This window comes from Streptomyces sp. NPDC028298 (assembly GCF_055565895.1).
Map to the genome: position 1 here is coordinate 633,456 of NZ_JBVHTL010000003.1, position 15,636 is coordinate 649,091.

At 73.4% G+C, this 15,636-nt stretch carries 11 protein-coding genes; 8 read left to right on the plus strand and 3 right to left on the minus strand.

Going from position 1 to position 15,636, the window contains the following annotated elements; genetic code table 11:
• Positions 1-54: 54 nt before the first annotated feature.
• Positions 55-1,713: an acyl-CoA dehydrogenase family protein gene (locus ACZ4TO_RS17945; RefSeq protein ID WP_468024680.1), complete on the minus strand. Its 1,659-nt coding sequence runs from the start codon at positions 1,711-1,713 to the stop codon at positions 55-57.
• Complete coding sequence (locus tag ACZ4TO_RS17950) at positions 1,710-2,363, minus strand: TetR/AcrR family transcriptional regulator (RefSeq protein ID WP_468024681.1); 654 nt, start codon at positions 2,361-2,363, stop codon at positions 1,710-1,712. Before ACZ4TO_RS17950 ends, ACZ4TO_RS17945 begins: the two co-directional genes overlap by 4 nt.
• A gap of 100 nt (positions 2,364-2,463) precedes the next feature.
• Between ACZ4TO_RS17950 and ACZ4TO_RS17955 the strand changes: the two genes are divergently transcribed.
• The 8 genes from ACZ4TO_RS17955 to ACZ4TO_RS17990 all read left to right on the plus strand — a co-directional run bounded on the left by ACZ4TO_RS17955 (position 2,464) and on the right by ACZ4TO_RS17990 (position 13,705).
• On the plus strand, positions 2,464-3,066 hold the full coding sequence (locus ACZ4TO_RS17955; RefSeq protein ID WP_468024682.1) for a TetR/AcrR family transcriptional regulator: 603 nt from the start codon (positions 2,464-2,466) through the stop codon (positions 3,064-3,066).
• A gap of 368 nt (positions 3,067-3,434) precedes the next feature.
• The gene (locus tag ACZ4TO_RS17960) at positions 3,435-4,310 is read left to right on the plus strand and encodes a TauD/TfdA dioxygenase family protein (RefSeq protein WP_468024801.1); all 876 of its coding nucleotides are present in this window, start codon (positions 3,435-3,437) and stop codon (positions 4,308-4,310) included.
• A 122-nt stretch (positions 4,311-4,432) separates the two neighbouring features.
• A complete protein-coding gene (locus tag ACZ4TO_RS17965) occupies positions 4,433-5,791 on the plus strand; it encodes an MFS transporter (protein WP_468024683.1) in 1,359 nt (452 codons plus the stop codon).
• 132 nt (positions 5,792-5,923) lie between these two features.
• Positions 5,924-7,636, plus strand: a complete 1,713-nt coding sequence (locus ACZ4TO_RS17970) for an aldehyde dehydrogenase family protein (RefSeq protein WP_468024684.1) — start codon at positions 5,924-5,926, stop codon at positions 7,634-7,636.
• Positions 7,637-7,984: 348 nt separating this feature from the next.
• Complete coding sequence (locus ACZ4TO_RS17975; protein ID WP_468024685.1) at positions 7,985-10,261, plus strand: serine/threonine-protein kinase; 2,277 nt, start codon at positions 7,985-7,987, stop codon at positions 10,259-10,261.
• A 240-nt stretch (positions 10,262-10,501) separates the two neighbouring features.
• A complete protein-coding gene (locus ACZ4TO_RS17980; protein WP_382796654.1) occupies positions 10,502-10,909 on the plus strand; it encodes a YciI family protein in 408 nt (135 codons plus the stop codon).
• An 8-nt stretch (positions 10,910-10,917) separates the two neighbouring features.
• Positions 10,918-12,063: an RNA polymerase sigma factor gene (locus ACZ4TO_RS17985; protein ID WP_451075844.1), complete on the plus strand. Its 1,146-nt coding sequence runs from the start codon at positions 10,918-10,920 to the stop codon at positions 12,061-12,063.
• 76 nt (positions 12,064-12,139) lie between these two features.
• Complete coding sequence (locus tag ACZ4TO_RS17990; RefSeq protein ID WP_468024686.1) at positions 12,140-13,705, plus strand: phytoene desaturase family protein; 1,566 nt, start codon at positions 12,140-12,142, stop codon at positions 13,703-13,705.
• Between the two features lie 72 nt (positions 13,706-13,777).
• Here the strand turns inward: ACZ4TO_RS17990 and ACZ4TO_RS17995 are convergent, their stop codons facing one another.
• Positions 13,778-15,583 carry a serine hydrolase domain-containing protein gene (locus tag ACZ4TO_RS17995; RefSeq protein ID WP_468024687.1) on the minus strand — a complete coding sequence of 602 codons (1,806 nt, stop codon included), beginning with the start codon at positions 15,581-15,583 and terminating at the stop codon, positions 13,778-13,780.
• Between the last annotated feature and the right edge of the window lie 53 nt (positions 15,584-15,636).

The following is a 15,636-nucleotide window of genomic DNA, read 5'->3' on the forward strand; positions in this document are numbered from 1 at the left end:
GGGTCAGATGGCATTTCTGGAGCCCCCGTTGCCCGGCGGCGCAGGATGGCGCCGTCAGGCGGGAAGGCGTTCCAGCACCCCCGCGAAATCCGTGCCCGGGGGCAGGGTGCCGAAGGCCAGGCCCCGGTCGCCGGCCAGGCGGGAGGCGCAGAAGGCGTCGGACACCGCGGGTGGTGCGTGGCGGATGAGCAGGGAGGCCTGGAGGACGAGGGCGGCGCGTTCGGCGACCCGGCGGGCGCGCAGGGGCGCGTCCTCCGTCAGGACGAGCTCGCCCCGCAACTCCCGCCAGGCGGCGTCGAACCGGGGGTCGGTGCCGGTCGCCTGCTCGATCTCCGCGTGGAACGCCTCCAGCGAGTCGGGCTCACGCGTGAGGGCGCGCAGCATGTCGAGGGCGCTGACGTTGCCCGAGCCCTCCCAGATGCTGTTGAGCGGGGCCTCGCGGTACAGCCGGGGCATGCCGGACGCCTCGTCGTAGCCGTTGCCGCCCAGGCATTCGAGGGCTTCGGCGACCGCGGCGGGCTGGCGCTTGCACACCCAGTACTTGCCGACGGCCGTGGCCAGGCGCAGGAAGGCGCGCTCCCCGGCGTCCCCGCGCTGGGCCCGGTCCGCGGCGCCGGCCAGCCGCAGGGCGAGCGTGGTGGCCGCCTCCGACTCCAGTGCCAGATCGGCGAGGACGTTGCGCATGAGCGGCTGGTCGATCAGCTTCGCGCCGAACGCGGAGCGGTGACGCGCGTGATGGGCGGCCTGGGCGAGGGCCGCGCGGGTACCGGCGGCGGAGCCGAGCACACAGTCCAGGCGCGTCATGGTCACCATCTCGATGATGGTGCGCACGCCCTTGCCCTCGGGGCCGACGAGCCAGGCCACGGTGTCGTCGAACTCGGGCTCGCTGCTGGCGTTGGAACGGTTGCCGAGCTTGTCCTTGAGCCGCTGGACACGGAAGGTGTTGCGGCTGCCGTCGGGCAGCACGCGCGGGACGAGGAAGCAGGAGAGCCCGCCGGGCGCCTGCGCCAGGACGAGGAACAGGTCGTTCATCGGGGCGCTGGTGAACCACTTGTGGCCGCGCAGCCGCCAGGTGCCGTCACTCCGCTCGGTCGCGGTGGTGGTGTTGGCGCGTACGTCACTGCCGCCCTGCTTCTCGGTCATGCCCATCCCGGCGAGCAGGCCGGGCTTCTCGGCCGGGGTGCGCAGTCCGGCCTCGTAGACACGGCTGGTCAGCAGGGGCTCGTAGACCTTGGCGAGTTCGGGGGAGTGACGCAGGGCGGGGACCACCGCGTACGTCATGGAGACGGGGCACAGATGGCCCGGCTCCAGCATCGTGGCCAGCATGAAGCCCGCCGCCCGCGCGACATGGGCGCCGGGGCGGTCGTCCGCCCAGGCGGCGCCCGCGAGGCCCGCGCTCACCGAGGCGTCCATGAGCGCGTGGTAGGCGGGGTGGAAGTCGACCTCGTCCACGCGATGGCCGTAGCGGTCGTGGGTACGCAGTTCCGGCTCGTGACGGTTGGCCTGGTCCGCCCAGGTCTGCGCCTCCGCGCTGCCCACGTACCGGCCGAACCGGTGGAGCTCGTCGAGGTGCCAGGAAGCGCCCTCGCGGTTCACGCCTTCGAGCAGCACGGGGTCGGCCGCGGCGTCGTGACCCGTCAACGGCGGTGCCTGGTTGGTGACTTCGTGGGTCACGGCGGTGGGGTGACTGTGCGCCGTGGTGGTCGCGGTCATGCGGGAACCTCCGGTGTGCGGTCGGCGGGGAGGGGCGGGGATGAGCAGGGAGCGGCGCCCGCGCACCGCAGGGCCATCTCGGTGATTTCCGCGAGGAGTTCGTCCGGTGCTTGCTCCGCCGGGGCGCCGAGCGGGTCCACCAGCACCTCCCCGATCGCGCCGGTGAGCGCCGCGGCGGTGATCTCGCCGTTCTGCGCGGGCAGCAGGCCGGCCGCCATGCCCTGGCGCACCACCTCGGCGAACAACGCGCGGTAGCGGCGCCGGAATGCGAGGCGCTCGGCGCCCACCGCGGCCTCGGCCGGGGCGGCGAGCAGGGCGTAGGCCAAGCCGCGGTTCTCCAAGGCCCGGCGCGCGAACACCTCGATCCCCCGGGCGAGCCGTTCGACGGGGTCGCCCTCGCCGTCCAGGACCTCGCCGAGCACCTCCACCTCACGGCCCGCGGCGCGCCGGAACACCTCCACGGCGAGAGCCGCCTTGGACGGGAAGTGCTGGTACACCGAGCCGGCCGAGATGCCCGCCGAGTCGGCCACCGCGGTCACCGACGTCTGGGCCCAGCCCACCTCGGCCACGACCGCGGTGGCGCAGGCGATCAGGTTCTCTCGGGCCGCTTCCAGCCGGCGGATCTCGGAAGGGGTCTTGCGGTACGCCATGAAAGAAGTGAACCACCATTCAGAGCTTCACGCCAGAGCCCGCCCGGCCCCCGAGGGGCGCAGGGGGAATCGGTCCGGGCACGTCGACTAGGGTCGCGGCATGGCGGAACAGCGGGTGGAGGGCGCACGGCGGGGGCCGGGACGGCCGCGGCAGGAGCACGTCACCGCGGCGGTGCTGGACGCCGTCGTGGAGCTGGTCACGGAGAGCGGCATGGGCGCGCTGACCATGGACGCCGTCGCGGCCCGGGCCGGGGTCAGCAAGCCGGCGATGTACCGGCGCTGGCCCACCAAGCAGGACCTCGTCATCGCCGCCGCCGAGTCGCGGATCGGGTCGCTGAGCGTTCCGGACATGGGTGACTTCCGTGCCGAGCTGCGGGCCGTTCTGACGGCGCGCATGGAGGCGTACCGGCAGCCCGGTGTCGCGCGCCTGCTCGCCGGGGTGATCGGCGCCTCCGCCGAGGCGGGTGCCGAGCCCGCCGCCTACCGCGCCTACACGGCACGGGTCATGAGCCAGACCCGGAACCTGCTGGAGCGCGGTGTCGCCCGCGGCGAGGTGCGTCCCGACGTCGACCTGACGGACGCCTCGACCCTGGTCGCGGCCTCGCTGGTCTTCCGGATGATCGGGGAACTGCGGCTGCCGGACCAGGCGCTCGTCGACTCGATGGTGGACATGATCGCCCGAGCGGTGGCCGTCCGGCCCTGACGTCGGACGCCTGACCTCCGCTTCTCCGGAGCGCCGCAGCCGACCCGCCGGTACGTGACCGGCCACCGGTCCGTGTACAGACCCGCTACCGGTCCTGTGCAGACCCGCTACCGATCCGTGTGCCGACCGGCCACCGGGTCATGCGGCGACCGGCTCGCCCGTACGTGACGGGCTCCGCCCGTACGCGGCTCGGCTGCCGGCCCGTACCTCGCCCCGGTGAAATCCACCCGCCGTACCCCCTTGCCCCGCCGTCGCTCAATATCGATACTGCCGGTTACGTATTTGGTTCGCCGTTGGGAGGAACCCCCGTGCACCCTGTCGTGACCAGTGCCGTCGAGCGCCCGAAGCCCGTCCTGGACAAGCCGCTCATGCACTACGGAAGCCGCGTCCTGGAACGGCTCGCCCCCGGTGCCGCGCCCGCCGCCTATCAGCGCCTGGAGATCGCCCCGCTCACCCCGCACTTCGGTGCCGTGCTCGGCGGAGTCGACCTGACCCGCCCGATCGACGACGAGCTCGCCGAGGAGCTGCGGCAGGCGCTGCTGGAGTGGAAGGTGATCTTCTTCCGCGACCAGACCGGCTTCACCGCCGAACACCAGCTCGCGCTCTCCGCCGTCTGGGGCTCCCCGGAGCCCAACCCCTTCTTCCCGAAGACCGAGACCGCCGGTGTCTCCCGCCTCGCCAAGGACGCGAAGGCCGCCGGCAACAAGAACATCTGGCACAGCGACCACTCCTTCATGGCCAACCCGGCACTCGGCTCCGTGCTGCGCGCCGTCGAGGTCCCCGCCGCGGGCGGCGACACCCTGTGGGCGGACATGGCCGCCGCCTACGACAACCTGCCCGACGACTTGAAGGAGCGCATCGAGCACCTCACCGCCGTCCACGACTGGGAACCCAGTTGGGGCGCGCTCATGAACGACGAGCAGAAGGCCGCCTTCCGCGCACTGTCGCCGCGCGCCGAGCACCCCGTGGCGGTGCGCCACCCGCGCAGCGGCCGCCGGACCCTGTACGTCAACGAGCCCTTCACCACCCGCATCCAGGGCCTGACGGACGCGGAGAGCCGCGAACTCCTCGACATCCTGGTGCTCCAGGCGCGCATCCCCGAGTACCAGGTCCGCTTCCACTGGGAGCCCGACTCGATCGCCGTCTGGGACAACATCGCCACCCAGCACTACGCGATCAACGACTACTACCCGCGGCGTCGCGTCATGGAGCGCATCGCCATCGCGGGCGTCCCGCTGTCCTGAACCCGGCCCGGCCCGGCCCGGCTCGGCCCGATCCGGGCCGGGCCGATCCGATTCGGTCCGGCCCGCACCACTCCGACGGGCCTGCCGCGCAAGGCCGTCGTCCCTCTCCGACAGGAGCAACCATGACCGCGGTACCCACCGTGCACCGGCCGTCGGCCGGGACCTCCCCGGCCACCGGCGGCGGCACCCGCGCCTGGACGGTGACCGCGCTGCTCGTCGTCTTCATGATGGTCAACTTCGCGGACAAGTCCGTACTGGGCCTGGCCGCCGACGAGATCCGCGCCGACCTCGACCTGAGCGCCACTCAGTTCGGGCTCGCCAACAGCGCGTTCTTCCTGCTCTTCTCCGTGGCCGCCGTGGTCGTCGGACTCGCTGCCGACCGGCTGTCCACCAAGACGCTCATCCTCGTGATGGCCGTCCTGTGGTCGGTGGCCCAGGTGCCGGCCGCGTTCGGGGGCGGCCTCGCCGTCCTCGTCGCCTCGCGGATGTTCCTCGGCGCGGCGGAAGGGCCCGCGTTCCCCGTGGCGCAAAAGGCCACTCTGTCGTGGTTCCCCGACGAGCGGCGCAACCTCCCTGGCGCGCTGGTCACCCTGGGCGTCACCCTCGGCGTGATCGTCTCCGCGCCCGGACTGTCCTGGGTGATCCAGCACCACGGATGGCGGGCCGCCCTGTGGGTGCTCGCCGCCGCGGGACTGGTGTGGGCCGTGGCCTGGGCCGCACTCGGCGCCGATGGCGGACACTCCGTCGGCAAGGAATCCGGTACGGAGGCCGGTATGGACGCCGGTGCGGGCGCCGGCACGGAAGCCGGTACGGAAGCGGCAGTCGTCCGGCCGGTGAAGACGCGGGCGGACGTTCCGTACCGGAAGATCTTCGCCAGCCGTACCTGGATCGGCATCACCCTCGCCTACTTCACGAGCTACTGGTGCGTGGCCCTGATGCTCGTCTGGCTGCCCTCCTATCTGCGCAACGCCCTCGGATACTCGGCGGATGCTGCGGGCACCGTCGTGATCGCCCCCTGGCTCGTCGGGGCGCTCGCGCTGCTGGGCCAGGCGGCCGTCACCGGGTGGCTGATGCGGCGCGGGATCGGCAGCCGCCGCGCCCGTGGATGGGTGGGCGGCGGGCTGCTCGCCCTCGGTGCCGCCTGCTGTCTCGCCCTGCCGCTCGCCGACGGCAGGACGGCCACGACCGTCCTGCTCGCCCTCGGCTTCGGCCTCGGCGGTTCGTACCCGACGATCGCCGCGACCACCGTCGCCGAACTCGCCCCGCCGTCCCGCGGGGGCGGCGCCCTGGGCACGATGAACGCCGTGGTCACCGCGGCCGGACTCGCCGCGCCCGCCGTCGTCGGAGCCCTGGTCGACGCCCGGGGCGTCGGCGGATACCAAAGCGCCGTCCTGGTCTCCGGGCTGCTGCTCACCCTCGGTGCCGCCGCCTCCTTCCTGATGGTCGACCCGCAGCGGGACATCGCCCGGCTGGACACCTGACCTCGAAGCCGAGGCCTCACCGGCCCCACCACCGGTCCCCCGCCGGCCCCACCCCCGGCCCTGCGCCATCCGCACCCCCGGTCCCAGGCGCCCCCCACTCCCAACCACGCCCCACACCCCAGGAGTTGCCCCTTGACCACCGCCCCGGCCCTCGACACCGTCTCCCTCGACCGCGCGCTCGCCGACCTGCGCGCCAACGCCGGGAGCTGGACCGCCACCCCGCTGGCGCAGCGGATCGGCCTGCTGGAGCGCATGCTTCCGCGGATCGACGCCGCAGCATCCGCCATGGTCGCCGACGCGGCCCGCGCCAAGGGCTATGACGCGACGGCGGGTTGGGCCGCCGAGGACTGGGTGTCCGCGCCCTGGGCGCTCGCCCAGACCGTGGGCGCCCACCTCCACGTCCTGCGCAGGATCGCGGCCGGCAAGGAACCGCTTCCCGCCCGGGCCGTCCGTGACCGGGACGGCCGGACCGTGGTCGACGTGTTCCCGGCCACCGCCGGGGACCGTCTCCTGCTCAACGGCTTCTCGGCACAGGTGTGGACCCGGCCGGGGACGACGCCCGAGCAGGTACGGGAGCGTGCCGCCGGGCCGTACCGGGGAGCCGCGCCCGGCCCGGCCGTCGGGCTGGTGCTCGGCGCGGGGAACGTATCGGCGATCACGCCGCTCGACGTCCTGCACAAGCTGTATGCGGAAGGGCAGGTCGTCCTCGCCAAGATGAACCCGGTCAACGGCTACCTCCGGCCCCACTTCGAGAAGGTCTTCGAGGAGTTCGTGGACCGCGGCTGGGTCAGGTTCGTCGACGGGGGAGCGGAGGCGGGCGCCTACCTCACCGCCCACGACCACGTCGACGCCATCCACGTCACCGGCAGCGAACGCACCCACGACGCCATCGTCTGGGGCACGGACGAACAGGCCGACGAGCGCCGCAGGGAGAACGCGCCCCGGATCGACAAGCCCCTCACGAGCGAACTGGGCGGTGTGAGCCCCTGCATCGTCGTGCCGGGGCCGTGGAGCGCGGCCGACCTCCGCTACCAGGCCGAACACATCGTGACCAGCAAGATGAACAACTCCGGTCACAACTGCGTCGCCACCCAGATCCTTCTCGTGCCGCGCGACTGGGACGGCACCGAACGGCTGCTCGCCGAGATCCGCCGACTGCTGCGCGCCCTGCCGTCCCGCAGCGACTACTATCCCGGCGCGGCCGACCGCCTGGACGCGGTGGCCCGGGCCCATGGGGAGGCCGAGGCGCTCGGCGACGGAGCCTGCCGCCTCCTCGTGCCCGACATCACCGACCCGGACGACCCGATGCTCACCGACGAGGTGTTCGCCAGCGCCCTGGGCGTGGTCCGGCTGCCCGGCGAGGACCCGGCCGCATTCCTGCGGGCGGCCGTGGAGTTCGCCGACACCCGGCTTCCGGGCACGCTCGGCGCGACCGTGCTGGTCCATCCCCGCACGGAACACGCACACCGGACCGCCGTGAACGAGGCGCTCTCCGCGCTGCGTTACGGCACGATCGGCGTCAACTGCTGGTCGGCGTTCGGGTTTCTGCTCGGCTACACGCCCTGGGGCGCGTTCCCGGGGCACACGCGGCAGGACATCGGCAGCGGCATCGGATTCGTGCACAACGCCTTCATGCTGGAGGACGTGGAGAAGACCGTCCTGCGGGCACCCTTCGCGCCCGCGCCACGCGGCCTGTTCACCGGGTCGCCCTCCCTCTCGCCCCGGCCGCCGTACTACGTCACCAACCGCACGGGCCGCACGACGATGCGCAGGCTCACCGCCTACGCCGCGAGGCGCAGGATGTCCGCCCTGCCCGGCATCTTCCTGTCGGCCCTGCGGGGCTGAGCGTCCGGCCCCGCGGAACCCCGGCCTCACCCGGCGCGTACGCCCTCAGGGGGGCGTGCGCGCCGGTTCCGCGCGCCCTGTCCTGTCGTCGTACGCCCACGCGCCGCGCGGCAGCCCCGCACCGGGCGCCCGTCGCCGTGAGCCGACGCCGGGTGTCATGGGCACCACGGCGCGCTGTGTTCCCGTACGGCCGCGTCGGCAACGTACGGCCGGAGACATTCTCCCGACCGTGTCACGGCTCGGCCCCGGCTCGCCTTCGACGCCGTACAAAGTCGGCTGACCGCTCGTCATACTGGACGAGGCCAGGGGTGGGCTCGGGGCCGAGCATGACGGGGGCGATCACCGGAGATGGCGGAGAGCAGGCTGATCCAGGGCCGGTACCGGCTCCTCGATCCGATCGGGCGCGGCGGAATGGGCGAGGTATGGCGGGCGCGGGACGAATCCCTGGGCCGCCAGGTGGCCGTCAAGTGCCTCAAGCCGCTCGGCCCGCACCACGATCCGTCCTTCGCCCGTGTCCTGCGCGAACGGTTCCGGCGCGAGGCCAGGGTCGCCGCGTCCCTCCAGCACCGCGGAGTGACCGTCGTCCACGACTTCGGAGAGTCCGACGGGGTGCTCTACCTGGTGATGGAACTGCTGGAGGGGCACAACCTCGGCCAGCTCCTCGAGGACAACCGGCCCCACCCGCTCGCGGTCGACGACATCGTCGACATCGCCGACCAGGTGACCGCCGCGCTCGCGTACACCCACCAGCAGAGCATCGTGCACCGCGACCTGAAGCCGGCGAACATCATGCGGCTGACCGACGGCACGGTGAAGATCTGCGACTTCGGCATCGCCCGCCTCGGCCACGACATCGGGTTCACCTCACGGCTCACCGGCACCGGCGTCGCGATGGGCACCCCGCACTACATGTCGCCGGAACAGATCAGCGGAGCGGAGGTCGACCAGCGCAGCGACCTCTACTCCTTCGGCTGCGTGCTCTACGAGATCGCCACCGGAGCCCCGCCGTTCGACCTCGGCGACGCCTGGGCCATCCTCGTCGGCCACCGCGACACCGTGCCCGAGCCGCCGCGCGGCCACCGCTCCGACCTCCCCGAGTACCTGGAGCGGATCATCCTCGACCTGCTCGCGAAACGGCCCGAACAGCGCCCGCAGGACGCAAGTGAACTGGCCCGCCGCATCACCGCCGGGCGCACCGCGCCCCTGTACGTGCCGACCGTGGTCGCCCCGGCCCCGCCGCACCCCGGAGGCGAACGGAACTCCGCCACACCGCGGTTCCCGGCCCGGCCCGAGCTGCCGCCCTCCCGCGCACCCCGGCTGCCGTCCTGGACCCAGGGCATGACGACCGGCCACAAGGCCACCGGCGCGGGATGGCGCGCCACCCCGCCCGACGCGTCCGCCGGTCTCACCGGAGCCTGGACCACCCGCCCCTCCGCCGCGGTCCCGCCCCTCGGAAGCGGCGAAGGACCGGCACCCGCGGCGGAGGCGATCACCGCCCTGGTCGGGCGGCACAACGCGGGCCTGAGCCTCGGCCGGCTCGGCCGGTGGGCCGAGGCGGGCGAGATCCACCGGTCGGTCGCCGCCGAACGGGAGCGACTGCTCGGGCCCGACCACCCGGACACGCTCGCCAGCCGGTACGAGGTCGGCTTCACCCTCAGCCGCACCGGGCGCCCCGGTGAGGCACTCGGCGAGTACGCGCGTGTCGCCCAGGCCAGAGAGCGGGTGCTCGGCGTCGACCACCCCGACACCCTGGCCGCGCGACAGGAGATGGCCTACGTCCTTGGCCAGTTGGGGCGTCACTTCGAGGCCCACCAGGCCTACACGTCGGTCCTCGCCGCCCGGCAGCGCGCGATGGGCCCCGACCACCCGGACACCCTGCGCTGCCGCCACAACCTCGCCTTCAACCTCAGCAGACTCGGACGCCTGGAGGACTCGTACCGCATGGCGGCCGAAGTCGCCGTGGCCCGCGCCCGGGTGCTCGGCCCCGCCCACCCCGACACCCTGGTCACCCGCTACGAAGTTGCCTACGCACTCGGTCAGTTGGGACGCTGGCCGGAGGCGCTGCACACCTACCAGGAGGTGGCCGCGGCCCGCGCGCGGGCGCTCGGCCCCGACCATCCGGACACCCTCGCCGCCCGCTACGAGGTGGGCATCTGCCTGGGCAGACTCGGCCACAGCGCCCAGGCGCTGGAGCTGTACCGCTCGCTCGTCGGCGACCGCACCCGGGCGCAGGGCCCCACCCACCCCGAGACCCTGCGCGCCCGGCACGGGCTCGGTGTGAACCTCGGCCGCCTCGGCCGCTGGGAGGAGGCCCTCGCCGAGTCCCGTGACGTGTGCGTCATCCGCGAGCGCGCCCTCGGCCCCGACCATCCCGACACCCTGGTCAGCCGGCGCGAGGTCGCCGTCGGGCTCGGCTGGCTCGGGCGCTGGGCCGACGCGCTCACCGAGTACCGGCGTGTCGCGGCCGCCCGCGAGCGGGTGCTCGGCGCCGACCACCCCGACACCCTCGCGAGCCGCACCGACGAGGCGCACTGCCTGGAGCAGCTCGGGCACGGACGGGAAGCGGCGGAGCTGTACCGCAGGGTCGCCGCGCTGCGGCAGCGGCGCGCGGCCCAGGGGCGCTGACCGCCGGACCGGGCGCTGCGAGGACAGCCCGTCCGGGCGCCGCGGAGACCGCCGGTGGACGCGCCGATCGACGCAGCCGGTGTTGAAGTGGCCCGCCGGATGGTGCGCTGACCTGCGCTTCTCCACCGATCGCCGTGCGCGAGAAAAAATCTTGGCCGGTGATGTCGAGAACCCGTGGCCCGCTCCGTCCCAGCAGTGAAGGCGACCACAATGGGTCGCACCCGTACCGAGGAGATCACGATGGCCAAGTACCTGCTTCTCAAGCACTACCGGGGCGCCCCGGCCGCGGTCAACGACGTACCCATGGACCAGTGGAAGCCGGAGGAGATCACCGCCCACATCCAGTACATGAACGACTTCGCGGCCCGGCTGGAGAAGACCGGCGAGTTCGTCGACGGCCAGGCGCTCGCCCCCGAGGGCCAGTGGGTCCGGTACGACGGCGAGGGCCGCCCGCCGGTCACCGACGGTCCGTTCGCCGAGACGAAGGACCTCATCGCCGGCTGGATGGTGATCGACGTCGACAGCCACGAGCGTGCCGTCGAGCTGGCCGGGGAGCTGTCGGCCGCCCCGGGCGCGGGCGGCGAGCCGATTCACGAGTGGCTCGAGGTGCGCCCGTTCCTGACCGCCCACCACACGGTCACGGAGTGACCTCACCCATGGACGAGGCTCTGCTCCGGAGCCTCACGCCGAGCGTCCTCGCCGTCCTCGTCCGCCGCGGAGCCGACTTCGCGGCGGCCGAGGACGCCGTCCAGGACGCGCTCGTCGAGGCCGTGCGCGTCTGGCCGGCCGACCGGCCGCGGGACCCCAAGGGCTGGCTGGTCACCGTGGCCTGGCGCCGGTTCCTCGACGCGACCCGGGCGGACGCCGCCCGGCGCCGGCGCGAGGACCTCGTCGAAGAGGAACCGGCGGCCGGACCCGCGACCTCGGTGGACGACACGCTCCAGCTCTACTTCCTGTGCGCCCATCCCTCGCTGACACCGTCGTCCGCGGTCGCGCTCACCCTCAGGGCCGTCGGCGGGCTCACCACCCGCCAGATCGCCCAGGCCTACCTGGTGCCCGAGGCGACCATGGCGCAGCGCATCAGCCGCGCCAAGCGCACGGTGTCAGGCGTGCGGCTCGACCGGCACGGCGACGTCGCCACCGTGCTGCGCGTCCTGTACCTGGTCTTCAACGAGGGCTACTCCGGCGACGTCGACCTCGTCGCCGAGGCCATCCGGCTCACCCGGCAGCTCGCGGCCCAGGTCGACCACCCCGAGGTGGCCGGCCTGCTCGCGCTCATGCTGCTCCACCACGCCCGGCGCGCCGCCCGGACCGCGCCCGACGGCAGCCTGGTGCCGCTGGCCGAGCAGGACCGCGGGCTGTGGGACACCACGGCCATCGCCGAGGGCGTCGCGATCCTCCAGGCGGCCCTCGCCCGCGACCGGCTGGGCGAGTTCCAGGCCCAGGCCGCCATCGCCGCCCTGCACGCCGACGCCCCCACCGCCGAGGAGACCGACTGGGTCCAGATCGTCGAGTGGTACGACGAACTCGCGGGTCTGACCGACAGTCCCGTCGTCCGGCTCAACCGCGCGGTCGCCGTCGGCGAGGCCGACGGACCGCGCGCGGGCCTCGCCGCCCTCGCGGAGCTCGACGACTCGCTGCCCCGCCACACCGCGGTGGCCGCCTACCTCCACGAGCGCGACGGGGACCTGGCGAAGGCGGCACGGCTGTACGCGGAGGCCGCGCGCAAGGCGCCCGACCTGGCCGAACGCGACCATCTGACCCGCCAGGCCGCCCGCCTGAACACCCGTGGGAGACGCTGAGGGACCGATCCGTACGGGTGCCGCCGCTTGCCGCGCACCCCTGGCCGCCGTAGATCATCACGTGCTACGAAGAGGCATGCCTGTACACGAGGGACATGACGTCGTGATCGTCGGCGGAGGCCACAACGGACTGGTCGCCGCCGCTTATCTGGCACGCGCCGGACGGTCCGTGCTGGTGCTGGAGCGCCTGGGGAACACCGGGGGAGCGGCCGTCTCCACCCGGCCGTTCGCCGGGGTCGACGCCCGGCTGTCGCGCTACTCGTACCTGGTGAGCCTGCTGCCCCGGAAGATCGTGCGGGACCTGGGCCTCGACTTCCGGGTCCGGGGCCGGACCGTCTCCTCGTACACCCCCGTGGAACGCGACGGACGGCCCACCGGGCTGCTCGTCGGGGGCGGAGAGCGGCGCACCCGCGAGGCGTTCGCCAGACTGACCGGGTCCGAGCGCGAGTACGAGGCGTGGCAGCGCTTCTACGGGATGACCGGCCGCGTCGCCCGGCGGGTGTTCCCGACGCTCACCGAACCGCTGCCCACCCGCGAGGAGTTGAGGGCGCGCGTGGACGACGAGGACGCCTGGAGGATCCTCTTCGAGGAACCGGTCGGCACGGCCGTCGAGGAGTACTTCGCCGACGACCTCGTGCGCGGTGTCGTGCTCACCGACGCGCTCATCGGCACGTTCGCCGACGCCCACGACCCCTCGCTGCGGCAGAACCGCTGCTTCCTCTACCACGTGATCGGCGGCGGCACCGGCGCCTGGGACGTGCCCGTCGGGGGAATGGGCGCCCTCACCGACGCGATCACCGGCGCGGCGCGCGCGGCGGGCGCGGTGATCGAGACCGGCCACGAGGTGCTGCGGATCGAGACGGACGGGAAGTCCGCCGAGATCACCTACCGGACGGCCGAGGGCGAAGGCGTCGTCGCGGCCCGGCACGTCCTGGTGAACGCCTCGCCGCAGGAGCTCGCCCACCTCACGGGAGACGAGCCGCCGGCCCCGGCGGAGGGCGCGCAGCTCAAGGTGAACATGCTGCTCAAGCGGCTGCCGAGGCTCCGCGACACCTCCGTCGACCCGCGCGAGGCGTTCTCCGGGACCTTCCACATCGCGGAGGGGTACGAGCAACTGGCGGCCGCCCACGCGCAGGCCGCGGCCGGTGAGCTGCCCGCCGCCCCGCCCTCGGAGATCTACTGCCACTCGCTCACCGACCCCAGCATCCTCGGCCGGGACCTCGTCGAGCGGGGCTACCAGACCCTCACGCTCTTCGGCCTCCACACGCCCGCCCGGCTCTTCGAGCGGGACAACGACGCCGTACGCGACGAACTGCTGAAGTCGACCCTGGCGCAGCTCGACGCTCACCTCGCCGAACCGCTCACCGACTGCCTGGCCACCGACGCCGACGGCCGGCCCTGCATCGAGGCGAAGACCCCGCTGGACCTGGAGCGGGACCTGCGGCTGCCGGGCGGCAACATCTTCCACCGCGACCTCGCCTTCCCCTACGCCCAGGAGGACACGGGCCGCTGGGGCGTGGAGACCCGGCACGCCAACGTGATGCTGTGCGGGGCGGGCGCGGTGCGCGGCGGCGGGGTGAGCGGAGTGCCGGGCCACAACGCGGCCAAGGCCGTACTGGAGTCCCTGGGCCAGGGGGGCTAGGCCCAAGGCCCGTCGCCGGGAGGGGCGCACCGCCGTACGGTGTGGGTGCGCCCCGTCCTGCCGTCAGTCCCGTCAGTCCTCGGACGGCACCCATCCCGCCGCCGTGATCCGTCCGGCGTCCGCCGGGCGGGACGCGTCGAAGAGGGTGTGGTCGCCGCACTCGACGCGCAGTTCGCCGACGTACGCGCCGCGGCCGACGTACAGCCGGTCGGTCGTGTACCGCCAGCGCAGGGTGAGCGCCGGTGCGCTCGGCAGGTCGGCGTCGAGCCGGTGCCAGGCGCGGCCCGACCAGCCGGTGGCGGCGCCCGCCGGATGGTCCTGCGGGTCCTCGGTCCGCCGCCGGGTGGTGAAGGGGACCGGTTGCCAGGTCGAGCCGCCGTCGGTGGAGGCTTCCAGGAACAGCGCGTCAGAGCCGGGTTCGGTGTCCCACCACAGCGCGCAGCGAAGACGGGCGGGAGCGGCGGTGGTGTCGAGCGCGGGAAGGGCGAGGGTCGCCGTGGTCGCGCTCGCCATCCCGGAGAACCAGGAGGTACGGCCGTGCGCCGGACGCACCGCGACGGCGCGGGCGAGGTTGTCGCCGGCGGCGACCCGGGGAGCGGATCCGGATCGCCATGTGCGCACGGGGTGGACCGAGTTGCCGAGGACGATCAGGAAGGAGTCGGTCGTCGGGTCCAGGACGAGCGAGGTGCCGGTGAAACCGGTGTGCCCCGCGGTGCGCGGTGTCGCCATGGCGCCCATGTACCAGTGCTGGTAGAGCTCGAACCCGAGGCCGTGCTCGTCGCCGGGGAACGCGGTGTTGTAGTCGGTGAACATCAGGTCCACCGACTCCGGGCGCAGGATGCGCGCCTTGCCGTACGCGCCGCCGTTCAGGAGGGTGCGCCCGAGGACCGCCAGGTCCCAGGCGCTGGAGAAGACCCCGGCGTGACCGGCGACCCCGCCCAGGGAGTACGCGTTCTCGTCGTGGACCTCGCCCCACACGAGCCCGCGGTCCAGTCCCGACCACGGGAGCCGAGCGTCCTCGGTGGCGGCGATCCCCGGCTTCCAGGAGGCGGGCGGGTTGTAGCGGGTGCGGTCCATGCCGAGGGGGCCGGTGATCTCCTCGCGCAGCAGGGTGTCGAGGGTCCGGCCGGTGATCCTCTCCAGGACGAGCTGGAGCGAGATCAGGTTCAGGTCGGAGTACAGGTACGCGGTGCCGGGCGCGGTGGCGGGCTTCTCGTCCCAGATGAGCTGGAGCTTGCCCTCGCGCGTCGGTGCCTTGTACAGCGGGATCCAGGAGCGGAACCCGGAGGTGTGCGTGAGCAGTTGACGGATGGTCACGTCCTGCTTGCCGCCGCCCGCGAACTCCGGGAGGTACGAGGCGACGGGGGCCTCCAGTTCCAGCGTGTCGCGCTCCAGTTGCTGCACCGCGAGGATGGAGGTGAACAGCTTGGACACGGAGGCCAGGTCGTAGACCGTGTCCGCGGACACCGGGATCTGCTGTTCGGCGGGGAACTCGACGCCGGTGTCGGTCTTCTCGTCGTACGCCGCGTAGCGCACGGCCATGCCGATCGGCTCGTGCAGGGCGACGGTGCCGCCCCGGCCCGCGAGCAGGACGGCGCCCGCGTACCACGGGTGTCGGGGTGAGGGGCCGAGGAACGCCTGGGCGTCCGCCACGAGTTGGCGCAGATGGCCGGCGAGCAGTCCGGCCTGCCCAGGAGTGCCGTGCCTCAGTGTGCGGTGGCCCGCCCCCGCCGAGGCCGCCGCCGGTCCCGCGGGGAAGGGGGCGAGTGCCAGTGCCCCGCCCACCGCCAGTACGCCTCTGCCCCACTGACGGCGGGTCAGCCCGCCGCCTGCTCTGTCCTGCCCGCCGTTCGCCGGGCCCTGGACGCCTTCGGTCATCGGGTAGCCTCTCGCTCGCGTCGCCTGAAAGTATCTTTCCGGGTCTGCCGTGC